The sequence below is a fragment of the Maricaulis alexandrii genome (genome assembly GCF_005871165.1).
Lineage (GTDB): Bacteria > Pseudomonadota > Alphaproteobacteria > Caulobacterales > Maricaulaceae > Maricaulis > Maricaulis alexandrii.
On the sequence record NZ_SWKP01000005.1, the window covers coordinates 164,957 to 187,452 of the forward strand.

The 22,496-nt window shown below is 64.4% G+C and carries 22 protein-coding genes; 13 read left to right on the forward strand and 9 right to left on the reverse strand.

Translation table 11 applies throughout. The features are described from left to right. Nucleotides 1-30: 30 nt before the first annotated feature. Entirely contained in the window at nucleotides 31-558 is a 528-nt protein-coding gene (locus tag FCS99_RS04190; protein ID WP_138510820.1) for a DsrE family protein, read from the forward strand. Between the two features lie 13 nt (nucleotides 559-571). On the opposite strand, the gene FCS99_RS04195 is transcribed toward FCS99_RS04190, so the two are convergent. Beyond that, nucleotides 572-1,846 carry a UbiH/UbiF/VisC/COQ6 family ubiquinone biosynthesis hydroxylase gene (locus tag FCS99_RS04195; RefSeq protein ID WP_138510821.1) on the reverse strand — a complete coding sequence of 425 codons (1,275 nt, stop codon included), beginning with the start codon at nucleotides 1,844-1,846 and terminating at the stop codon, nucleotides 572-574. Nucleotides 1,847-1,958: 112 nt separating this feature from the next. Between FCS99_RS04195 and FCS99_RS04200 the strand changes: the two genes are divergently transcribed. From FCS99_RS04200 to xth, 6 genes are all read left to right on the forward strand, one after another. Further along, nucleotides 1,959-4,382, forward strand: a complete 2,424-nt coding sequence (locus FCS99_RS04200; protein WP_138510822.1) for an FtsK/SpoIIIE family DNA translocase — start codon at nucleotides 1,959-1,961, stop codon at nucleotides 4,380-4,382. Continuing rightward, nucleotides 4,382-5,308 carry a DMT family transporter gene (locus FCS99_RS04205; protein WP_138510823.1) on the forward strand — a complete coding sequence of 309 codons (927 nt, stop codon included), beginning with the start codon at nucleotides 4,382-4,384 and terminating at the stop codon, nucleotides 5,306-5,308. Before FCS99_RS04200 ends, FCS99_RS04205 begins: the two co-directional genes overlap by 1 nt. Nucleotides 5,309-5,370: 62 nt before the next feature. Next, complete coding sequence (locus FCS99_RS04210; RefSeq protein ID WP_138510824.1) at nucleotides 5,371-6,213, forward strand: NHL repeat-containing protein; 843 nt, start codon at nucleotides 5,371-5,373, stop codon at nucleotides 6,211-6,213. A gap of 57 nt (nucleotides 6,214-6,270) precedes the next feature. Further along, nucleotides 6,271-6,960 carry a LolA family protein gene (locus tag FCS99_RS04215; protein ID WP_138510825.1) on the forward strand — a complete coding sequence of 230 codons (690 nt, stop codon included), beginning with the start codon at nucleotides 6,271-6,273 and terminating at the stop codon, nucleotides 6,958-6,960. A gap of 334 nt (nucleotides 6,961-7,294) precedes the next feature. After that, entirely contained in the window at nucleotides 7,295-7,903 is a 609-nt protein-coding gene (locus FCS99_RS04220; protein ID WP_138510826.1) for a hypothetical protein, read from the forward strand. 23 nt (nucleotides 7,904-7,926) lie between these two features. Further along, a complete protein-coding gene (gene xth / locus FCS99_RS04225) occupies nucleotides 7,927-8,739 on the forward strand; it encodes an exodeoxyribonuclease III (RefSeq protein ID WP_138510827.1) in 813 nt (270 codons plus the stop codon). Between the two features lie 5 nt (nucleotides 8,740-8,744). Here xth and FCS99_RS04230 read toward each other — a convergent pair whose 3' ends face one another. After that, complete coding sequence (locus tag FCS99_RS04230; protein WP_138510828.1) at nucleotides 8,745-9,431, reverse strand: response regulator transcription factor; 687 nt, start codon at nucleotides 9,429-9,431, stop codon at nucleotides 8,745-8,747. Between the two features lie 254 nt (nucleotides 9,432-9,685). On the opposite strand from FCS99_RS04230, the gene FCS99_RS04235 reads away from it, so the two are divergent. Continuing rightward, entirely contained in the window at nucleotides 9,686-10,186 is a 501-nt protein-coding gene (locus FCS99_RS04235; RefSeq protein ID WP_138510829.1) for a L,D-transpeptidase family protein, read from the forward strand. Here the strand turns inward: FCS99_RS04235 and FCS99_RS04240 are convergent. After that, complete coding sequence (locus FCS99_RS04240) at nucleotides 10,183-10,860, reverse strand: YggS family pyridoxal phosphate-dependent enzyme (RefSeq protein ID WP_138510830.1); 678 nt, start codon at nucleotides 10,858-10,860, stop codon at nucleotides 10,183-10,185. The genes FCS99_RS04235 and FCS99_RS04240 overlap by 4 nt on opposite strands. A gap of 28 nt (nucleotides 10,861-10,888) precedes the next feature. Between FCS99_RS04240 and FCS99_RS04245 the strand changes: the two genes are divergently transcribed. Continuing rightward, complete coding sequence (locus FCS99_RS04245) at nucleotides 10,889-11,476, forward strand: thiamine phosphate synthase (protein WP_171036235.1); 588 nt, start codon at nucleotides 10,889-10,891, stop codon at nucleotides 11,474-11,476. An 8-nt stretch (nucleotides 11,477-11,484) separates the two neighbouring features. Here the strand turns inward: FCS99_RS04245 and FCS99_RS04250 are convergent, their stop codons facing one another. After that, nucleotides 11,485-11,928 carry an NtrZ family periplasmic regulatory protein gene (locus tag FCS99_RS04250; RefSeq protein ID WP_138510832.1) on the reverse strand — a complete coding sequence of 148 codons (444 nt, stop codon included), beginning with the start codon at nucleotides 11,926-11,928 and terminating at the stop codon, nucleotides 11,485-11,487. A gap of 104 nt (nucleotides 11,929-12,032) precedes the next feature. Beyond that, entirely contained in the window at nucleotides 12,033-13,256 is a 1,224-nt protein-coding gene (locus tag FCS99_RS04255; RefSeq protein ID WP_138510833.1) for a porin family protein, read from the reverse strand. 266 nt (nucleotides 13,257-13,522) lie between these two features. Here FCS99_RS04255 and FCS99_RS04260 point away from each other — a divergent pair, with 266 nt between their 5' ends. From FCS99_RS04260 to holA, 4 genes are read left to right on the forward strand one after another with little or no spacing between them, the layout of a single operon-like run. Continuing rightward, on the forward strand, nucleotides 13,523-14,020 hold the full coding sequence (locus FCS99_RS04260) for a DUF3576 domain-containing protein (protein ID WP_138510834.1): 498 nt from the start codon (nucleotides 13,523-13,525) through the stop codon (nucleotides 14,018-14,020). A gap of 33 nt (nucleotides 14,021-14,053) precedes the next feature. After that, nucleotides 14,054-16,651 (forward strand): leucine--tRNA ligase, encoded by a 2,598-nt coding sequence (gene leuS / locus FCS99_RS04265; protein ID WP_138510835.1) that lies wholly within the window; start codon nucleotides 14,054-14,056, stop codon nucleotides 16,649-16,651. Nucleotides 16,652-16,656: 5 nt separating this feature from the next. After that, nucleotides 16,657-17,157, forward strand: coding sequence for an LPS assembly lipoprotein LptE (lptE, locus tag FCS99_RS04270; protein WP_138510836.1), 501 nt, complete (start codon nucleotides 16,657-16,659; stop codon nucleotides 17,155-17,157). Next, nucleotides 17,154-18,206: a DNA polymerase III subunit delta gene (gene holA / locus FCS99_RS04275; protein WP_138510837.1), complete on the forward strand. Its 1,053-nt coding sequence runs from the start codon at nucleotides 17,154-17,156 to the stop codon at nucleotides 18,204-18,206. The genes lptE and holA overlap by 4 nt, the downstream gene beginning before the upstream one ends. Here the strand turns inward: holA and FCS99_RS04280 are convergent. From FCS99_RS04280 to mnmG, 4 genes are read right to left on the reverse strand one after another with little or no spacing between them, the layout of a single operon-like run. Then, nucleotides 18,203-19,123 carry a ParB/RepB/Spo0J family partition protein gene (locus FCS99_RS04280; RefSeq protein ID WP_138510838.1) on the reverse strand — a complete coding sequence of 307 codons (921 nt, stop codon included), beginning with the start codon at nucleotides 19,121-19,123 and terminating at the stop codon, nucleotides 18,203-18,205. The two genes, holA and FCS99_RS04280, sit on opposite strands and share 4 nt — an antisense overlap. Then, nucleotides 19,120-19,959 (reverse strand): ParA family protein, encoded by an 840-nt coding sequence (locus tag FCS99_RS04285; RefSeq protein WP_138510839.1) that lies wholly within the window; start codon nucleotides 19,957-19,959, stop codon nucleotides 19,120-19,122. Before FCS99_RS04285 ends, FCS99_RS04280 begins: the two co-directional genes overlap by 4 nt. Further along, nucleotides 19,949-20,572 (reverse strand): 16S rRNA (guanine(527)-N(7))-methyltransferase RsmG, encoded by a 624-nt coding sequence (rsmG, locus tag FCS99_RS04290; RefSeq protein WP_138510840.1) that lies wholly within the window; start codon nucleotides 20,570-20,572, stop codon nucleotides 19,949-19,951. Before rsmG ends, FCS99_RS04285 begins: the two co-directional genes overlap by 11 nt. Then, on the reverse strand, nucleotides 20,573-22,432 hold the full coding sequence (gene mnmG / locus FCS99_RS04295; protein ID WP_138510841.1) for a tRNA uridine-5-carboxymethylaminomethyl(34) synthesis enzyme MnmG: 1,860 nt from the start codon (nucleotides 22,430-22,432) through the stop codon (nucleotides 20,573-20,575). Between the last annotated feature and the right edge of the window lie 64 nt (nucleotides 22,433-22,496).

Below are 22,496 nucleotides of genomic sequence, written 5' to 3' on the forward strand. Positions count from 1 at the left end.
GGCTTTCGTCAAACCACAGGAGAGTCTGTCATGACCCGCGCCCTGATGACCGCCCTCGCCACGGGCCTTCTGGCCAGTTTGATCCCGTCCACCGCCCTGGCCGGCCCGGACAGTTTCGGACCCGGCCCCGTCATTCCCGGATTTGGCCCGATCGCCAATATCGAAGATCATCTGGAAATCCCGGAAGGCACTGTTTTCCGGGTGAGCTTCGACACGTCGACGGGTGCACAGGATGATGGTCTCAACTCGACCCTGACCAGCGCCGCCCGCTTCATCAACATGCATGCGGCGGCCGGTGTTCCCGTGGAGAACATCCATCTCGCCATCATCATTCATGGCGGGGCTGTTCACGACGTCTCGCTGCACCGGGCCGGACCCAATGCCGAACTGGTTGCCGCCCTGATCGAGAACGGCGTCCGGATCCAGATCTGCGGCCAGAGTGCCGCTTGGTATGATGTCACGGGTGACGACCTGCTGCCGGGCGTGGAAATGGCCCTGTCGGCCATGACCGCCCATGCCTTGCTGCAGTCCGAGGGCTATACGCTCAACCCGTTCTGATCGCCGGGGGCCGTCAGGCTGCGTCGAGACGCTCGCCCTTGAGCAGACGCGGCGGATCGCCCGTCTCTCCGCCCGCCTGACGCATGAAGAAGCGCCGGGCCGGCGGAATCTTGTCGACCAGCGACAGGCCCAGGCCCCGGATTTGCCGCAAGGGCTCGATATCGTTCGAGAACAGGCGGTTGAACACATCCGTCCCGAGGGCCAGCGTGGCGCTGTCGAAACGGCGCCAGTCGGCATAGCGCTGCAGCGTGGTCGGCGCGCCGATATCCAGCCCGACCCGTTTCGCCTCACCGCACACTTCCGCCAGGGCGGCAGCATCCCGGATCCCCAGATTGAAACCCTGTCCGGCCAGCGGATGGATTCCCCGCGCCGCATCGCCGACAAAGGCAATCCGGTCATCCAAGAAGCGTTCCGAAAAGGACAGGCTGAGCGGATAGGTGAAACGCGGGCATTCCGGTTTCACTTCGCCCAGGAAATCCCCGAAGCGCGCCTCCAGCTCTTCCTGGAAGACCGGGTCCGACGCATCCTTCAGCGCATCAGCCACCCGGTCCGGTTCGGTCCAGACAAGTGAGGCGCGATTGTCAGGAAGTGGCAGGATGGCAAAGGGCCCAGACGGCAGGAAATACTCATAAGCCGTACCGTTGTGCGGCTCGGTGTGGCGCACCGTGGCGACCAGGCCCTTCTGGCCGTACCGCCAGCCCGCCGTGCGGATTTTCGCCTGTTTGCGGACGCGGGAGAATTTGCCGTCACACGCCACCAGAAGCTTGCCGCACAGGCGCCGCCCGTCGTCCAGCACGAGGTCGATCCCGCCCGTGCGGTGTTCATAATGATCGGCGCGGGCCGGCGCGATGATCGTGATGCCCGGCTTGGCTTTCAGCGCCTTGACCAGAGCCTGGCGCGAATGCCGGTTCTCCGCCATCCAGCCGAGCGGTTTCCCGTCCGGGCCGGGCGAGATTTCCTCACGGTCGAAGTGCAGGCTGTGCGGACCCGGCCCGCCTGGCCGTGTCCCGCCATAGGGGCGACCATCACAGACCAGGATATGCTCGATGCGCTGGGCGTGTTCGGACAGGTGCTCGGCCACCCCCAGCGCCTCAAACATGCGCCAGGATGTATAGGCGAGCGCCGAGGCGCGGCCGTCGAATTCGGGCGCCAGCTGGTCCGACATTTCCAGCGCATCCACGACTGCCACGGTCAGTCCGGCCTGCTCTAGGGCGAGGGCCAGCGTCATGCCGGCCAATCCGCCGCCGGCGATCACGATATCGCCATCAAATAGGGGTTTGCTTGCCATGGATGGGAACATACGACTTTCGCAGCGGGATAAAAGCGGACAGTGCGCCGCAGGCGAGCCTGTTACGGTTTTGTTTACCCTGCGGGAAGACTTGAGGGCTTAGAAGGGTTCCATGAGTGGGATTTCCAAGACCGACGCCGGGGATAGTGGGCACACGGCCAAGCCGCGCTGGCGCCTGCGCCTGTTTGATGTGTTTTTCGGCTGCCTGATGCTGGTCAGCGGCGGTTTTCTGCTGGCCGCCCTGCTGTCACACAATGTGCTGGACCCGTCCTGGAATGTCGCGGCAGAGGGCCGTGTGGCCAACTGGATGGGACCCTGGGGCGCTGCCCTGTCGGACGGTCTCCTGCAAGCCCTGGGCTGGGCCGCGGGAGGTCCGGCCATTGCCCTGCTGATCTGGGGCGGAATCCTGATCTGGCGCCTGCCGCGCGTGCGCACCCGTTCGGTCGCCGGTTTCCGCTGGTTCTTTGCAGCCATTGCCACCGCCGCCTTCGCCGCAGCGGTCAGCGCCCTGCCGGTTCCCAATGCCTGGCCCTATGCCTCCGGTCTGGGTGGGGCGCTGGGCGATATCTTCCTCAACGCGCTGGCCGCCCTGCCGGCAAGGTTCGACCTGCCCGCCGCCCAGGGCCTGGCCGCCGGTTTCGGCCTGCTGGTCGCCATTGGCGGGATTTTCTTCACCTTCGGACTGCGCTCGCGCGACCTGACCGCCGCTGTCGATGCGGCCGGACTGATCTGGGCCACGGTCCGGGTCTGGGCCGACGCCATCCGCGGACGCGCCCTCGCGCTGGGCGGCAAGCGGGATCACGAGATCGATGACAGCGACGCGCCGGAGCGCGAGGAACCCGTCCTTCGCCGCGCCATGCGCGCCGCCGACACGGACGGCATCGCCCTGGCCCGCACCCAACCGGCCGCCGAACCGGTCACGGACGACCCGGCAGCCGGCGCCAATGTGAAAGTCGCCGCCAGCCGCAAGCCCAAGGATTCCGGCCGCGATGCCCGCGAAGCCCAGGGCGCGCTTCCCTTTGCCAAGGCCGAAGGTTTCAAACTGCCGCGGCTCGACCTGCTGACCAAGCCGGCCGTACGCAATGACGCGGTGGATGAGCAGGCCCTGCGCCAGAATGCCGAGCTGCTGCAAGGCGTGCTCTCCGATTTCGGTGTGAAGGGCGAGATCGTCCAGGTCCGTCCTGGACCGGTCGTGACCCTGTACGAATTCGAACCGGCCCCGGGCGTGAAATCTTCCCGGGTCATCAATCTGGCCGATGACATCGCCCGCTCCATGTCGACCCTGGCGGCCCGCGTGGCCGTGGTTCCGGGCCGGAATGCGATCGGGATCGAACTGCCCAATGCCAAGCGGGAAACCGTCTTCCTGCGTGCCCTGTTCAATTCCAAGGCCTTCGAGGACGCCAAGGCGGAACTACCCTTTGCCCTGGGTGAGACGATTGGTGGCGAACCCTTCGTCGCCGACCTGGCCCGCATGCCGCACCTGCTGATCGCCGGGACCACCGGTTCGGGCAAGTCGGTCGGGATCAATGCCATGATCCTGTCCCTGCTCTACCGGCTGCCCCCGTCGGAATGCCGGATGATCATGATCGACCCGAAAATGCTGGAATTGTCCGTCTATGACGGCATTCCGCATCTTCTGACGCCGGTCGTGACCGATCCGAAGAAGGCCGTTGTCGCCCTGAAATGGGCCGTGCGCGAGATGGAAAGCCGCTATCTGCGCATGTCCAAGATCGGCGTGCGCAATGTGTCCGGCTTCAATGAGAAGGTTGCCGAGGCGCAACGGACCGGCGAGGAACTCTCGCGCACGGTCCAGACCGGTTATGACAAGGAGACGGGCGAACCCATCTTCGAGACCGAGCGGATCGAAGCGGAGAAAATGCCCTATATCGTCGTCGTCATCGACGAGATGGCCGATTTGATGATGGTCGCGGGCAAGGAGATCGAGGCCGCCGTACAGCGGCTGGCCCAAATGGCCCGCGCCGCCGGCATCCATCTGGTCACCGCCACCCAGCGCCCCTCGGTCGATGTCATCACCGGTACGATCAAGGCCAACTTCCCGACCCGGATCTCCTATTCGGTCACCTCCAAGATCGACAGCCGCACCATTCTGGGTGAGCAGGGCGCCGAACAGCTTCTGGGCATGGGTGACCTGCTCTACATGGCTTCCGGCGGACGCCTGCGTCGCCTGCATGGCCCCTTCGTGTCCGACCGCGAGGTCGAGGATGTCGCCGCTTTCCTGAAGCGTCAGGGCGCACCGGAATATCTCGAAGCGGTCACCGCAGGCGGGGATGATGAAGAAGGCGGCATTCCGGGCCTGGACGGTATGGATGAAGGGTCGGGCGACGCCCTGTTCGACCAGGCCGTGGCCGTTGTGGCCCGTGACCGCAAGGCGTCGACCTCCTATATCCAGCGCCGCCTGCAGATCGGCTATAACCGCGCCGCCACCCTGATCGAACGGCTCGAGGAGGAGGGCATGATCGGTCCCGCCGACCATGCCGGGCGACGCGAAATCTTCCTGCCGGAACACGGCGAGTAATGGCGGGCAATCTGCCCTCCCGGCCGCATCACGGATCTCCTCACGGTATCGACTGGACCGGTTTTGCCATCGGCCTCTCGGCTCCGGCCGGCTGGGGTCTGGCGGGCATTTTCATCCGCTTGCTGGAAGGCTGGCCAGGCGCGCTCATCATGTCCGGCCGATTGATGATTGCCGGCGCGATCTTCGTACCGGCCCTGATCCTGCGGCATGCAGCCCGTCGCGACGCCTTGCGGACCGCCCTGCCTCTGGCCATGGCGGCCTATTACATCCTGGCGACGGCGGGCTTCATCCGCGCCCCGATCGTCAATGTCGCCCTTTTGATCGGGCTGTCGCCCGCCATTGCCCTGATCATCGACCGCTTCACCGGGATCCGGCCGGGCCGGCTGCAATGGCTGGGCGTCGCCGTCGCCATTGCCGGACTGGCCGTGTTTCTGGGCCCACAGGAAATCTCGCCGCGCGAATGGCTGGGTCATGCAGGGGGCGCCGGCGCCGGCCTCATGTCGGCCATCTACGCCACCGGATTGCGCCGCCACCATACGACGGGACGCAAGAGCGACCCGGCCGTCTTCACCGGTCTGGCCTGCCTCTATGGCGCCGTCATCGCGCTGCTGCTCTGGCCGGTCTCCGGCGGGCTTCTGGGACCGCTGGCCCTGCCCGAGATGAATTGGGGAGACGGGATGGAGCTGGTCCTGCTCGGCTTGTTGGCCACGGCCCTGCCCACCCTGACCTTCGGGGTCGCCTCAAGCCGCCTGGCCGGTGTGATCACGGCCAGCCTGATGCTGCTCTCGCCGATCTTCGCCAGCCTCTATAGCGGCGCCATTCTGGGCGACTGGCCCAGCCTGATCGCCGTACCGGGCGCGATCATGGTGCTGGCCGGTGTCTTCCTGACCACCAGGACACCGAAGGCCGCAGTGTTCCAATCTTAACAGGAATTCAGGTCGTTTCCGCCCGCAGGCATGCCAGTCTGCGCTGAAACGGGGAGACCAGGATGCTGCTATCGCTTGCCGCCAGCCTGTGCCTTGCGGGCCAGACACCGGAATTGAATCGCCTGTGGCAGCTGGACGGGCTGGATTCGCCCGAAAGCGTGATCGCGGACGGCCAAGGTGGCTATATCGTCTCCAACATTCATGGCGAAGCCGCCGAGGCGAATGGGCTGGGCTATCTGGCGCGGGTCTCGGCTGACGGCGTGCTGACCGAACGCCACTGGGTCACCGGATTGAATGCGCCCAAGGGGCTGGCGATCCATGCGGGGCGCTTGTTTGTCAGCGATATCGACCGACTGGTCGAGATCGATCTGTCTGCGGGCACGATAGAGGCCACGCACGTCATGCCCGGTGCCGGATTCCTGAATGATGTCGCGGTTTTGGGAGACACGATCCTGGTCTCGGACAGCGCCAACAGCCGCATTTATGCGCTGCAGGACGGTCAGATCTCCATCTGGCTGGAGAATGAGGTACTGGCGGGGATAAACGGATTGCTGGTGGAGGATAGCCGGCTTCTGGTCACCACCATGTCAGCGGGGGATATCCTGGCCGTGACGGGAGCCGAGCGGTCGATCACGCGTCTCCTGACCGGGCTGGATAATGCCGACGGGATCGGGGCCATCGCCGGGGGATATCTGATCAGCCAATGGCCGGGATTGGTCTCCTTCTGGCGTGAAGACAGCGCGCAATTTAATGAAACCACCCTCATTTTCGACGAAACAGAGACGCCGGTCTTCATGAATGACCTGCTCACCGAGGGTGATCGCGTACTCATCCCGCACTGGCAGCCCGGCGCCCTGTCAGCCTGGCAGGTGGAGTGCCCGTCCGGCCCCGTCGCAGCGGACTGACAGCAAGATGAACATCGCAGTCTTGCTCATGCCGCAATCCCGGGTCAGCTTGGCGCCATGATGAGTTTGCTGATCTCTCTGGCGCTGTTCGCCCAGACCGCCGAAGACCCGCCCGTCCAACCGGATGCGGCGGCTGAAACCGCTCCCGTGTCCGATCCCGGGGCCGAACCGGTCGGCGAGCCGCCGGCTGCGGATATTGATCGCGAGGCGATGATCGCGGAACTCAACGCCTATCTCAATGATATCGGCACGCTGCGCGCCCGCTTCAGCCAGGTGGCACCGGACGGGTCTCTGGCCACGGGTGTCCTGTCGCTGCAGCGGCCGGGACGTCTGCGCTTCCAGTATGATGATCCCAGCCCGATCCGGGTCATTGCCGACGGCACCACTGTGGCGATCGAGGACCAGGCCCTGGAAACGGTCGACCGGATTCCGCTGCGCTCGACCCCGGTCTGGTGGCTCCTGAAGGATGAGATCAATATCGCCGAGGATGCCGAAATTGTCGGCATGGCGCGCGAATACGGCTTCTTCTACCTGACCCTGCGGGACCCCAGCGGGGAGATGGAAGGCGAGATCATGTTCGTCTTTGCCGAACCCAGCCTGGAACTGCGCGAATGGTATGTCACAGACGCGCTGGGTGAGATCACCCGCGTCTCGCTGAGCGATGTGGAGACCGGCATGCGGCTGGACCCGCGCCTGTTCCGCATCCCGGAACCGGAAGACCGCCGCGATTCCCGGCGCGGGCGTTAAGAAACCGCTGTGGTTTTTTCGCCACTCGCAAATCCTTTCTCATTTTTTATTTGCAGAAAGCCGGGTGCTGTGTCGTTATTGTAACGCTGACTGAGAGGCAAATGGATCGGCGTCGTCCCCCCGCTAGCGGATCCTTCATCTCGGTCGCGCCGGATTGATCCCCTCCCGGCGCTGCGCTGTCAGAAATACACGCGCACGGCTCCGCGCCCGGTCTCCTCCCCCTCGAGACCGGGCGCCTTGCTGTTTGGCCTCCGCCATCGAATGTCGCTTCTTTTGGCCCCTCTCTACAGTCTTGGCCCTGTGCACCGGCTTCGCGGATCGCTAAATAGGCTGCATGGATTTCCATGATGACGCCGACGGCGCGGACATCCCGCGTCTGCTCGAAGAGATTCCGCTGCTCTACAAGGCCAAGGCCTTTGCCGAGAGCCTGAACGCCAATACCTGGTTCTCCCGCCTGGGCGAGCCGCTGGATGAGCGTGAGCAATACCTGGCCCGCATTTATCTGGACGGTCTGGGCTTCCCGGAAGCCGAACCCGCCCTGCTGACGGATTGGGAAGAAGCGGCCGGCGCAGCCGAAGCGCTGGATCGCGACCCGATCGGCTGGGAAACCGAGGAAATGCTGCGCACCGGCCTGGTTTCGCGGGCGCTGGAGCGCCTCGACGAGGAAGCCGTCTCCATGGCCCTGGCCCTGGTCGCCCAGAAGACCGGCGACACCGCCAATGACGCCATCGAGGACGCCGCCGCCATCGATGATGTGGAAGACATGGAGCTTGTCCATGCCGCCGCTGGCGCCCTCGCCCAGGCGGCCAATGGCGCCGCCCTGGTTGTCCTGGCCGAAGCCGAGGATGACGAGCCGCCGCATCCCTTCCTCGCGCGCTGGCGCCTGTTCGCCCGCGGCCGCTGGCCCGTCGGCCTGGCCGGCGCCTCCTACAACATTCTCTAGACCGACAGACGACAGGACCCGCCATGACCGCCTTCACGCTTGCCAGCTGGAACATCAATTCCGTGCGACTGCGCGCGCCCATGGTGGCGGAATGGGTCCGCCAGGCCGATCCGGATGTTCTGTGCCTGCAGGAGATCAAGTGCCTGGCCGAGCAATTCCCCGAAGAGGCCTTCCGGGAAATGGGCTTCCGTCATTTCCATGTGCGCGGGCAAAAGGGCATGCATGGCGTGGCCATCGCCTCGAAACTGCCGCTGCAAGACCTGCCCGATGAAGACCTTTGCCCAAAAGCCGAGGCGCGCCATCAGCGGGTCATGGTGGAAGGTATCGAGCTGCACAATTTCTACATCCCCGCCGGCGGTGACGAGCCGGACCCGGCGATCAATCCGCGCTTTGCCCACAAACTGGCCTTCCTGGAGCGGATCGAGGCGTATTTCGCCGGCCGCGCCGCAGAAAATCCGCCGCTCGTCCTGGTCGGGGACTTCAATATCGCGCCTTATGAAAATGATGTCTGGTCGCACAAGCAATTGCTCAAGGTGATCTCCCACACGCCGGTGGAGACCGAGGCCCTGGAGCGCATCCGCCAGACCTGCGATTTCGCCGATGTGGCCCGCGAACTCATCCCGATGGACGAGAAGATCTATTCCTGGTGGAGCTATCGCGCCCGCGACTGGCGCAAGGCCAATCGCGGCCGCCGCCTGGACCATATCTGGGCCGCCCCCGCCGTGCGGGAGCGCGCCCTGGCCGGCGGCCGGGACGCGTTCCGCATCTGGGAAGACACGCGCAGCTGGGAAAAACCCTCCGACCACGCGCCGGTGGTGCTGGAAATCGGCGGCTAACTCTCCTAGTTCTGCAGCCGGTAGCCACCGCTTTCAGTGACCAGAAGGCGGGCCTGACCGGGGTCGGGCTCGATCTTCTGGCGCAGGCGGTAGACATGGGTTTCCAGCGTGTGGGTCGTCACCGCCGGATTATAGCCCCAGACCTCGTGCAGCAGCTCGTCCCGCGGCACCGGCTTGCCGCCGGCGCGGTAGAGATACTTGAGAATATTGGTCTCTTTCTCGGTCAGGCGGACCTTGCGGTCCTCGCCGACGAGGAGAAGCTTCATGGCCGGACGGAATTCGTACGGCCCGATCTGGAAGACCGCATCCTCGCTCTGCTCATGACTGCGCATGTGGGCGCGCACGCGCGCCAAAAGGACGGAGAATTTGAAGGGCTTGGTGACATAGTCATTGGCCCCGGATTCCAGGCCCAGGATCTGGTCCGCATCCGTGTCCTGCGCCGTCAGCATTACGATGGGCGCTGACAGGCCGTTCTTGCGCATCAGGCGGCAAGCTTCGCGGCCATCCATGTCCGGCAGATCGACATCGAGCAGAACGACATCGGCCCGCTCGTCCTTGGCAATCGCCATGCCCTGGCTGGCGGTCTCCGCCGACAGGGTGCGGAATTCCTCGTGGAGCGCGAATTGTTCGACCAGCGCCTCGCGCAGGTCTTCATCGTCATCCACGATCAGGATCGTCTTTTGTGCGCTCATTGTTTGATCATGCCCATTTCAGCGAACAAGGCAATTCCTGCCGATCGGCAGATTTTACCCGGCAAATATTGCGTCATCGCCCCGATAAGTCCTGTGTTTCTCATGCTTAATATGTGGTCTCGATTTTGCTGTGTAAGACCCGAGTCCGATACCGGACACAACTCCGTGGTGGGGGAGGCGAGACGGACGACGCACAGCATGAGCTGCGCAGCTTGTCCCTCGCCGACCACCGCGTTTTCCGTCAGACTGGCATTATGGATTGGCAGGTCTCCCGCACTGGCCATTTGGCCCTTGGCGCGCGCAAGCTACGCTGTGCACTCGGTAAAGGCGGAATCACGCTTGCGTCAGAAAAGCGCGAGGGCGATGGCGCCACGCCGCTGGGCCGTTATCCCCTGCGCCGCGTGATGTATCGGGCCGACCGGGTGGAACGGCCGGTCACAGCCCTGCCCGTGCGTGAGATCCGTGAAGATGATGGCTGGTGTGATGAGCCCGATGATGCGGGCTATAACCGCCCGGTCCGCCGCCCCTATGCCGCCTCTCATGAAGCGCTGTGGCGCGAGGACGGGCTGTACGACATCATTCTCGTGATCGGTCATAATGATGACCCGCCCGTGCCCGGCCTGGGCTCGGCGATCTTCCTGCACTGCAAGCGCGGCGATTATGAGCCGACCGAAGGCTGTGTCGCCCTGGACCCGGATGATGTCCGCGCCTTCCTGGCCGAGGCCCGACCCGGCGATTACCTCGTGATCGACTAGCTTTCCCGTTCGCCGAAGAAGGCTGTGCCGACCCGAACGGAGGTCGCCCCGAGACGGATGGCGGTCTCATAATCCGAACTCATCCCCATGGACAGGCGCGGCACGTCATTCTCGCGCGCCAGCTTGGCCAGGAGGGCGAAATGAAGCCCGGCCGGTTCCTCCACCGGGGGGATGCACATCAACCCCTCGATCTGGAACCCATAATCCGAGCGCATCCGGGCCAGGAAATCGGGCAGATCGGCGGGGGCGATCCCGGCTTTCTGCGCTTCCTCGCCGGTATTCACCTGGACATAGAGGCGCGGCGTACGGCCACTCTCATCCATCGCCTTGCGCAGGGCCTTGGCGAGTTTTTCCCGGTCCAGGGTCTCGATGACGTCAAACAGGGCGACGGCATCGGCCGCCTTGTTGGTCTGCAAGGGGCCGATCAGGCGCAATTCCAGGTCCGGGACTTGGTCGCGGCGGTCGGCCCAGTGGGCCTGGGCTTCCTGGACGCGGTTCTCGCCGAAGACACGATGACCGGCGGCGAGGGCGGCGTCCAGCCGGGCCTCGCTCTGGCGTTTCGAGACGGCGACAAGCGTGATATCCGAAGCCTCGCGTCCAGTCTCCCGGGCAGTCTGGCAGATCGTGTCGAGCAGGGCTTGGCGGCGGCTGGCGATATCGGATTGAGAGGTCATCATGCCGCCATATGATGCGGGACGAAGCTTGGCAAGACAGGCCGCGCGCCTGGATGGGGCCGCACACGGATCACTGCCGCCCCTGCTGGCCCTCACCGACCCGCAGCGCACGCCCGATCCGGTCGCCTTCGCCGCCCGCCTGCCGCGCGGCTGCGGCCTGATCTATCGGCACTACGGCGCGAAGAACCGCTTCGACATCGCCCGTCATCTGGCCCGGGTCGCGCGTGAGCGGGATCTCGTCTTCCTCGTCTCCGCCGATACCGGCCTGGCCCGGGCCTGCACTGCCGATGGCCAGCACTTCCCGGAAAGCCGATTGCCGGAGGCCGCCCGGGCCCGGCAGCGCGGCGATACAGGCCTGTTCACGGCAGCCTGCCATTCCCGGTCTGCCCTGACGCGCGCCGCAGAGGCGGGCCTGGACGCCGCACTCCTCTCGCCCATCCTGCCCAGCGCCAGCCCCAGCGCGGTGCGACCGCTCGGTCTGATGCGGGCGCGCAGCTGGGTCTTTGAAGCAGGACTGCCGGTCTATGCGCTCGGTGGTATCAATGCAGACACCGTGCGTCGGCTCAAAGGGTGCGGATTTTCAGGGATTGCCGCAATCGGCGGTATCAAGGGCTGATCCGGAGATCAGAAGCGCAGCGCGGACTCGAACTTGATTTCCGGCTCGCGGCGATCTTCCAGGGCGTCATCACCACGCAGGGTGAAGTATTCGCTGTCCGGCGAAGCGAAGCGCAGCTCACCGCCGAGACGGAAACGGTCGCCCAGATTGACGAAAGCGCCGGCCGACAGATCCTCACGGGCAATGCGCGTGTCGGAATGGTCGTCAATGCCCAGCGTGATCCCCCAGCGGCCGCCGGCGGATTCCCAATCGAAGGTCTCGATCTCGGCCAGTTCCGGATGGGGGCTCTCATTCATGGAGAGCGTGAAGGCTTCATACCAAGGCGTTTCGCTTTCCGGCGTCACCAGATCCTGGGCCATGGCGGAGGGCGCACACAGGCAAAGCGCCGTGGCCATGACGGCTACGGACGCAGCTTTTCCAGCAATGTCAAACGGATAACCCCGCCGACGCATGGAACTTCTCCCTCACACAAGTCTGTTCTAACGCAGGGGCCAGACACACCCCAAGCGGATTCTGCGGTCGCTCATACAGAATCCCTTCGGCTGTGGCGGAATTGTCAAAACTGCCAGCCGAGCTCCAGAAAACCCGTCACGCCATTCTGCGCATTCTGGCGCCGGCCTGTCGGCGTGACCTCGGGCGCGTCGCGGCTTTGCGCAATGACACCGAAACCGGCCACCCAGCGCTCGCCGATCAGGCGCGAGCCGCCCGCTTGCCAGCTTTCCCCGTCGACATGGACGCTATTGTCGGAAAATCCGGCATATTCCAGTGTCCAGAGCCAGGGTCCGGCTTCATAGCCGGCCGACGCGGACCAGGCCTGATAGCCGGCCTCGCCCGCCAAACCATTGTCGGACACCAGGGTGCGGGCGCCCGCCGACCAGGCCCCATTTTTCCAGCTGATACCAAGATCATGGGTCCGCAGACCGGTAAAGCCGGCCCGGCCGGTGGCATCATCCCCGCGGGAATAGCCGCCGGACAGTTCGAACTCATGCTCGCCGCGGCGCACGGCGTAATGCACGGCGACCTCCACGACATCGTCAAACACCGGGCTGATCAGTCCGGCCGGACCATATTCCCGGGCACACTGGTCCAGACCGCAATCACGCACCGAGGGCGTCCAGGAGACCGAAGCCCGTAGCGTGCCGACCGAGATTTCCTGACCCAGGGCAATGGACCGGAACAGGATTTTCGCATCTTCGCCGGAACTGAAATTCGTCGTCCGGGCGCCCCAGAGACCGCCCGTATTCACGCGTCCGCCATCGGCCCGGCTGAGCCGGAAGGCCTGCGGACCGCCCACTGCATCCTGCCGGGCTGCCCCGGACGTCCGGCCAATCCGCACCTCGCCCCAGCCGGTCTCATGGAATCCGTAGAGCGTATCCAGCCGGGCCCGGACGGTCTCGCCATCCGGCGCGCCAAGGGTGCGCAAGCCGGAAACCGGACCCTGCACACTCGCGCAATCACCGGTTCCGGGCGGACAAGCCCCCGTCAGACCGCCAAAACCCCGATGCCCGTTTTCACTTTGCAGCCGTCCGCCCAGGACCAGGCCCTGCTGGCGGCCCGCCTCGGTGAAACGCTCGAAGGTGAGATCGCCATCCACGTCGAACAGGATATCGGATGCGCCCTCGCCGGCGCGCACCACACTGCCCGCGCGCAGGTCGAGCGTGACCGTCTCGGTGTCAAAATCGGCATAGGGATCGGAAAAAGCGTCCTGGGGGAATGCCGGCGGGCCCGCAATAGCCCCGGACAACGCTGCGATGGATATCGCGCCAAATGTCCGCTTCATGACTTGCGGTCCCGCCGATCGGCCCCGTCCCCCCGGACGTCGCGCCTTACAGGAGGTCAAGGCCGGGTTCCGGTCAAGCATGCGTGCTCGTTTGATCACGTGTTCCCTCAAATCTGTTGCCTTCGTGTCACGGTCACATCGGGTGCCTTTCACCGCTGGCACAGCGTGTATCGCGTGCTATACAAACCTTTCAAAGAAAAGAGCGCATCCGCGTTCTCGGTTTTCCCGTGTGTAACCGCTGTTCAGTGTCGAAGGAGTCTCGGCTTATGCCTGACCGTCGGATTCTCGGAGCTATCCTCTCCGCCGCCATCCTTTTCGTTCCGGCCTGCGCATCCAATGATGCCGCCGGGGATTCCGGTTCCGAACAGCGTTCCGGACTGCGCCTTCCCTCCCTGCCCAACCCGCTCTCGCGCGGCTCGGACAATTACGAGGTCGAAGGCATCGGGGTGAATGGCTATCTCTGGCGCGCCAGCCTGGACACGATCTCCTTCATGCCGCTGGCTGAAGTGGATCCGTTCGGTGGCGTGATCATCACGGACTGGTATTCCAATCCGCAAATGCCGACCGAGCGTTTCAAGCTGACGGTCTACATTCTGGATACGCGCCTGCGTGCCGACGCCCTGGCCGTCAACGTCTTCCGCCAGGTGCGGAGCGAGACGGGTGAGTGGACGGATGCCCAGACCGGTTCCGAAACCGCCTATGAAATCGAAAACGCGATCCTGACCCGGGCCCGCCAGCTGCGCATTTCCCAGCTGGAAGACTAAGCCCGCGCGCCGGCATCGCCGCGAGACAAGACCATGAGCCGATACAATCCCCGCGAGGCCGAACCCAAATGGCAGTCGGCCTGGGCGGCGCGTGATGCGTTCAAGGCCGGTGGGCCGGACGCCGAAACCCAAAAACCGAAATACTATGTGCTGGAGATGTTTCCCTACCCGTCGGGGCGCATCCATGTCGGCCATTCCCGCAATTACGCCATGGGCGACGTGGTCGCGCGCTACAAGCGCGCCCGCGGCTTTGACGTGCTTCACCCGATGGGCTGGGACGCGTTCGGCCTGCCGGCGGAGAATGCCGCCCGCGAGCGGGGCGTCCACCCGGGTGAATGGACCTATGAGAATATCCGCGTCATGCGGGCGCAATTGCAGCGCCTCGGCCTGGCGCTGGACTGGGATCGCGAGATCGCGACCTGTGACCCGTCCTATTATCGTCACCAGCAGGCCATCTTCCTGAAACTGTTGGAAAAAGGACTGGCCTATCGAAAGACGGCCAAGGTCAATTGGGACCCGGTCGACCAGACCGTACTGGCCAATGAGCAGGTGATTGACGGACGCGGCTGGCGGTCCGGCGCCCTGGTCGTGCAGCGCGAGCTGGACCAGTGGTTCTTCAAGATCACCGACTATGCTGACCAGCTGACCGACGCCATCGGCGATCTGGATCGCTGGCCGGAAAAAGTCCGCACCATGCAGTCCAACTGGATCGGCCGGTCGCGGGGCGCGGAAGTCTCCTGGCCGCTCGCCGATGCCGAGCTGGCCGAGCGTTTCGGAAAGACGATCGACGTCTTCACCACCCGTCCGGACACGCTGTTCGGCGCCAGCTTCCTGGCGCTCGCCCCCGATCATCCGATCGTGAAGGCCCTGGCCGAAGACGATCCGGAGATTGACCGCTTCTGTCATGAATGCGCCCGCATGGGCACGACAGAGGAAGAGATCGAGAAAGCCCCCAAGCGGGGTGTCGACCTGGGCATCAAGGTCACCCATCCGCTTGATCCCAATTGGGAAATCCCGGTCTGGTCAGCGAATTTCGTGCTGTCCGGCTACGGCACCGGCGCCATTTTCGGTTCGCCGGCCGGCGACCAGCGCGACCTGGATTTCGCCCGTAAATATGATCTGCCGGTCCAACCGGTCGTACTGCCGCCGAACACCGATCCGGCGGATCACAAGATCGAAGACGAAGCCTATACGGCGCACGGCACGATCTATAATTCCCGCTTCCTGGACGGGCTGAAAACGCCCGAGGCGATCGAACGCGCCATTGAGGAACTGGAAAAGGTTGGCCTGGGCAAGGGTGCCACCAGCTATCGCCTGCGCGACTGGCTGGTCTCGCGCCAGCGCTATTGGGGTTGCCCGATTCCGGTGATCCATTGCGAGGATTGCGGCACGGTTGGCGTTCCCGAAGACCAGCTGCCGGTCAAACTCCCGGACGATGTCACTTTCGATCATCCCAGCAATCCGCTGGAGCGCCATCCCACCTGGAAGCACACGGACTGCCCGAAATGCGGCAAGCCGGCGCGCCGGGAAACGGACACGCTGGACACCTTTGTCTGCTCGTCCTGGTATTTCCTGCGCTTTGCCTCGCCCTGGTCGGAAACGGCCCCCTTCGAGGCCAAGGATGCCGAACACTGGCTGCCGGTCGACCAGTATGTGGGCGGGATCGAGCACGCCATCCTGCACCTGCTCTATGCGCGCTTCTTCACGCGCGCCCTGAATGATTGCGGCCTGATGAACCTGCCGGGCGGCGAACCCTTCGCCGGCCTGTTCACCCAGGGCATGGTGACGCACGAGACCTACAAGTCCACCGAGGGCAAATGGCTTCTGCCGACCGAGGTCGATCACAAGGACGGCCAGCTGGTCGAGATCGCCACCGGCAAGCCGGTCACGGTCGGTGCCATCGAGAAAATGTCCAAGTCCAAGAAAAACGTCGTGGATCTGGACGCGTTCGTGGATGATTACGGTGCCGACGCGGCCCGCTGGTTCGTCCTGTCGGACAGCCCGCCGGAGCGCGATGTCGAGTACACGGACAGTGGTGTGGAAGGCGTCTGGCGTTTCGTCCAACGTCTGTGGACCACAGTGACCTCCCTGCCGGAGGGTGCGCCGGGGCCGAGCCATGTCGCCAGCGGCGCCACGGGCGCTGCCCTGGACATCCGCAAAGCCGCCCACAAGGCGCTGCACACCGTCACCGACGCCATTGAAGGCTTCCGCTTCAACTCGGCTGTCGCCCAGGTGCACGACCTGGTCAACGGGCTGCGCAAGTATGAGCCGACCGATGCAGACGGGATTGCCGCCAAGGCCGAGGCCCTGGGCATTCTGGTCCGCATGATCGCGCCTTTCATCCCCCACCTGGCCGAGGAGTGCTGGGAGAAGCTGGGTGGCGAGGGCCTGGTCATCGATGCGGCCTGGCCGGAGGTCGATCCGGCCCTGCTGGTCGAGGACACGGTGACAATGCCGATCCAGATCAATGGCAAGCGCCGCGCCGAGATCGAGATCGCCAAGGACCTTCCCGAGGACGAGGTAAAATCCATCGCCCTGGCCCAGGACGGGGTGGTACGCGCCACGGAAGGGCTTACAGTGCGCAAAGTGATCGTGGTGCCGAACCGGATCGTCAATATCGTCGTGGGATAAGCCCTATGCGCACGCGCCGTACCCTTCTGGCCTGTCTGGCCCTGTCTGCCACGCTCGGACTGGGGGCGTGCGGTTTTTCGCCCATGTATGCCAATAACGGCACCGCTGCGACCCTGTCCGACTTCACCATCGTGACCGGCGAAGAGCGGGTGGACTTCCTGCTGCAACAGGCCTTGCAGGATTCCATGGGCGCCCGTGATGGCGATGGCACGTATGAGCTGCGCGCGGAAACCCGGCAAAGCTCCATTCCGCTCGGGATCGGGGCTGATGCCGTTGTCCGCCGCTACACGATCGAGCTGACCGTGAACTATGAAGTGTTCCGCACCGGCGCGGTGGATCCGGTCATGTCCGGCTCGGCCCGCGGCTCGGCCTCCTATGATCTGTCCAACTCGCCCTATGCGGCGCTGGTCTCCGAACAGGACGCCGAGGAGCGCGCGGCCCGGATGGCCGCGGACCGGATCACGGCGCAGCTCCTGCGTGCGATCAATTCCATGGAAGGCGCGTGAAGGTCCAGGCTCGTGACGCCGATGCCCGGGTCAAAACTCCTGACCCGTCGATCAAGGCGTATCTGATTTACGGACCGGACCGGGGTCTCGCCCATGAGCGGGCCAGCACGCTCGTCAAATCCGTGCTCGAGGATCCGGACGACCCTTTCGCACTCACCCAGCTCACCGAAGAGGATCTGAAATCCGATCCCGCGGCTCTGGCCGATGCGATGGCGGCCATGTCGCTGACGGGTGGTCAACGCCTGGTCCGGGTGCGTTTGTCAGGCGAGACCGGAAGCGGGCCGATTATCGACTTCATTTCCGACCTCGAAAGCGGCTCTGTGGCGCCGCAAACCGTCCTGGTGGTCGAGTCCGGCGATCTAACGCCGCGAGGGAAGCTTCGAAAAACCTTCGAACCGGCGAAAAATGCTTATTCTATAGCTTGTTACGCCGACAATGCCCAATCACTCGGAAACCTCGTTGATGACCTACTTAAAGGCGAAAATCTGACGATTGCGCCTGATGCGCGCATGAATTGGCTTCCGCGTCTGGAAGGCGACCGGGCGCTGGCCCGCGGCGAGATCGAGAAGCTGATTCTCTACAAGGGCCTCGCCGGCCAGCGCGATCCGAACGACAACGAGATCTGCCTTGCCGATATCGAGGCCGTCGCCGCCGACCAGGGCGAGGCCCAGATGGATGCCGTTCTGGAACCCGCCCTGCTCGGCCGGCTGGCAGAAGCCGACAAGGCCTATATCCGCTCGATCAGTGCCGGGGGTAGTCCGGTCGCCATCCTGCGCAGCCTGCAGCGCCGGCTGGACCAGCTTGGAGCCGTACAGGCCGCCGGCGGTAGTGATGCCGCGATGGCAAAAGCCGGGGTCCCGCGCTTTGGCCCGCCCGCCAACGCCTTCAAACAACAAATGTCGGTCTGGCGCGGCCGCCGCCTGGACCATGCGCGGCAGCTGGCCTTCGACGCAGAACGTCAGGTCAAACGATCAGGATCGCCGGCAGAAAGCCTGGTCAGTGAGCTTTTGCTGAGGCTGGCCCGCGGGGCCGCGCAGATGCGGCGCTAGCCGCCGGACTGGCCGCTGAGCCGGCGGCAGACATCATCCAATTGCTCCAGCGTCTTGTACTGGACCCGGATTTCCCCGCCCTTGGCGCCATGCCGGATATCGACACTCAAACCCAGGCGCGAGGTGATATCGGCCTCCAGGGCGCGCGTGTCAGCATCCTTGTCACCACTGGCGGCCGGTTTTCCGGCGGACTTGGTCTCCACGCCACCAGTCTGGGCGTCACGGGCCAGCTTTTCCGCCTCACGAACGGAAAGCCCTTTCTCGACAATGAGAACCGCCAGGGCGGCCGGGCCCGGCGCATTCGCGATCGCCCGGGCATGACCGGCGGAAATCTGACCATTGGCAAGATATGTCAGCACGGTGTCCGGCAGGGCCAGCAAGCGGACCATGTTGGCGACGTGGCTGCGGCTCTTGGAAACCGCCTGGGCGACGTCTTCCTGGGTATGTCCGAAGCGTTCGATCAGCTGTTTGTAGGCCTGGGCCTCTTCGACCGGATTCAGATCGGCGCGCTGGACGTTCTCGACAATGCCGATTTCCAGCGTTTCGCGGTCCGTCAGCTCCCGGACCAGGGCCGGAACCTCATGCAGGCGGGCCTTCTGGGCGGCGCGCCAGCGGCGTTCACCGGCCACGATCTCATAGGCATCCTCGCCGACCGGACGCACCAGGATGGGCTGAACAATGCCCTTCTCGGCAATCGAGTCCGACAGGGCCTGGAGCTCGGTCTCGGTCATGGTCTTGCGCGGCTGGTCCGGATTGGGGCGGATCAGTTCGATCGGGATGGTGCGAACCCCGTCACGGCCTTTGGGACGCTCCTCGCCCGGCTCGGCCGGTGGTGCGGAATAGCCTTCCGTCTCGGATTCCCCGAGCAGGGCGGACAGGCCCCGGCCCAGACGACGGTTCTTTTCGGTCGATGTCATGCCACTTCACCCTGCTCTTCACGGCGGCGCTTGCGCTCTTGCTGGACGATTTCCTTGGCCAGGCTGATATAGGCCTGGGAACCGGAACACTGCAGGTCATAGAGCAGGACCGGCTTGCCCACGGAGGGCGCTTCAGAAACCCGGACATTGCGCGGGATCATGGTCTTGTAGACCTTGTCCCCGAAATGCTCGCGCACATCGGCTGCGACCTCGGCGGAGAGATTATTGCGCCCGTCATACATGGTCAGGACCACGCCCTGGATATCGAGACGGGAATTGAGATGCCCGCGCACACGATCCACGGTGCGAAGAAGCTGGGACAGGCCTTCCAGGGCGAAGAATTCACACTGCAGCGGCACCAGGATGGAGTCCGCCGCCGTCAGCGAATTCACGGTCAGCACATTCAGCGAGGGCGGGCAGTCAATCAGGATATAATCCAGCGCCTCGCCGGACAGTTCGGTCAGGCTCTTGTCGATGGCGCGCTTGAGCCGGTAGGAGCGGCGCTGGTCATCGGCCAATTCCAGTTCGACCCCGGAGAGAAGCTGGTCCGACGGCACGATGGACAGGCCCGGCACCACGGTTTTCACCATGGCGGCATGCAGGGGGTCGCCCTCGATCAGGACATCATAGGCGGTCAGCTTGCGCTCTTGCGGCGGCACACCCAGACCGGTCGAGGCATTGCCCTGAGGGTCCAGGTCGATAATCGCGACTTTCTGACGGATCGCAGCGAGGGCCGTTCCCAGATTGATGGCGGTGGTGGTCTTGCCAACTCCGCCCTTCTGGTTGGCTATGGCAATGACACGGGGCGCTCTGCGGCGCTCGACTTCATCGGACACGCTCGACCTCTCTTATATGCAGGATCACCCCGTCACTGGTCTGGCTGGGGATGACATCATATTCAACTGTCCAGCTTTTACCGGCCTCGGTCAATTCATCGCGGTACTGACGGCCCTTGAAGAACAGACCCTCAGCCCCGTTTTTCAACAGGGGCGCGGTATAGCCCAATAATTTATTCAGGGGGGCGAAGGCCCGGGCGGTCACCAGATCAAAGCCTTCCGCCGGATCCAGCGTCTCGACCCGCACGGAGCGCGCCTCCGCGTCCAGTTCCAGTTCCGCGATGACCTTGCGCAGGAAAGCGACCTTCTTGCCCACACTGTCGACCATCACGACACGGGCTTTCTGGCCCCGTTCGCGCAGGCCCAGGGCCAGAGCAATCCCGGGAAAGCCGGCACCGGCGCCCAGATCCGCGATCAGACGCACATCGCTCGGCACATGAGCCATGAGCTGATAACTGTCGAGCGCATGCCGCTCCCAGAAACTGTCCAGCGTATTGCGGCTGACCAGATTGGTGTGGGCGCTGGTTTCCACCAGAAGCTCTCGCCAGCGGTCGAAGGCGTCGAGTGTTTCACGTGAAACACCAGTCGCCTTGGCAAAATCGTCGCGGTTCACCTAGCTCGCCTCTTTATTGAGCCGTTTGACATGGGCCAGAACGGCCGTCAGCGCGCCCGGCGTGACACCTTCAATGCGCGCCGCCTGCCCCAGCGTCTCCGGACGGGCCCGCTCCAGCTTCTCACGGGCCTCGTTCGAGAGACCGCCTACGCGGGCATAGTCCAGATCCCGCGGCAGGCGGACTGCCTCATCCCGGCGGAATGCCAGGATGTCGGCCTGCTGACGATCGATATAGCCGGCATAGAGCGCATCGATCTCGACCTGCTCGGCGACCGCCGGTGAGATGGTCTCCAAATCCGGCCAGACCCGGCAGACATCCGCCCAGTCGATATCCGGATAGGCCAGAAGCTCGGACACGGTCCGGCGCTTGCCATCGGAATTGACGGACAAGCCCTGCGCCCGGGCTTCATTCGGTGTCAGGCTCAGAGACGCAACGGTCTCGCGCGCCTGGCCCAGCTCCGTCATCTTCTCGCGATAGCGTGTTTCACGTGAAACAGACGCGGCGCCGAGCTCGATCGCCTTTTCCGTGAGACGCTGGTCCGCATTATCGGCCCGCAGCGTCAGGCGATATTCGGCCCGCGAGGTGAACATGCGATAGGGCTCGCTGACGCCCCGCGTGATCAGATCGTCGATCATCACACCGATATAGGCATCCGACCGGCTGAGGATGAAGGCATCCCGATCCTGAGCCGACAAAGCGGCATTGAGGCCGGCCATCAGCCCCTGGGCCGCGGCCTCTTCATAGCCCGTCGTGCCATTGATCTGACCCGCCAGCCACAAGCCCGGAATGGCCCGGACTTGAAGTGTTGCATCAAGTTCGCGCGGATCGACGTAGTCGTACTCGATGGCATAGCCGTAGCGCTTCACCTCGACCTGTTCGAGACCCGGAATGGTCCGCAGGAAGCGATCCTGAACCTCATCCGGCAGGGAGGTCGAAATCCCGTTCGGATAGACCGTGTCGTCGTCCAGACCCTCCGGCTCCAGGAAGACCTGGTGCTGGGTCCGGTCCGCGAAGCGCACGACCTTGTCCTCGATGGACGGGCAATAGCGCGGCCCGCGGCCGGCAATCGCCCCGCTATAGACCGCCGACTGTTCCAGATTGTCGCCGATGATCTTGTGCGTCGCTTCCGTGGTCCGGGTAATGGCACACGCGATCTGAGGCACGTCGATCCGGTCCGTCAGGAAGGAAAACGGGACCGGTGTCTCATCCGCATCCTGCTTCTCCAGACTGTCCCAGTGGATGGAGGACTGACGCAAGCGCGCCGGCGTCCCGGTCTTCAAACGGCCCATCTGAAGCTTGAGCCCGTAGAGACGCTCGCCCAGACCCATGGCCGGCTTCTCACCAAAGCGGCCTGCCGGAATGCGTTCGGCGCCGCGGTGAATGATCCCGCGCAGGAAGGTCCCGGTGGTCAGCACCACGGACCCCGCATGATATTCCACACCGGACTCGTCCACCACACCCACGCAGCGCTCGCCATCGAGGATCAGATCTTCCACGGCGGCTGCCCGGATCTCCAGATTGACCATACCGTGAAGCTCGTCCTGCATCGCCTGGCGATAAAGCGCACGATCTGATTGGGTGCGCGGGCCCCGCACGGCCGGGCCCTTGGACCGGTTGAGCAAACGGAACTGGATGCCCGACGCATCGGCAATCCGCCCCATCACGCCATCCAGCGCATCGATCTCGCGAACCAGATGCCCCTTGCCCAGCCCGCCAATGGCCGGATTGCAGGACATCTCGCCAATCGTTTCGAGCTTGTGGGTCAAGAGCAGGATTTTGGCGCCCAGGCGCGCCGAAGCTGCGGCTGCGTCACAGCCGGCGTGTCCGCCGCCAATGATGATGACATCCCAGGACTGCATGAGCCGATATCCCTGAAAACCGAGTGCCGCGCCCTCGCCTAACGGGGCTGCGGAAAGGTCGGCT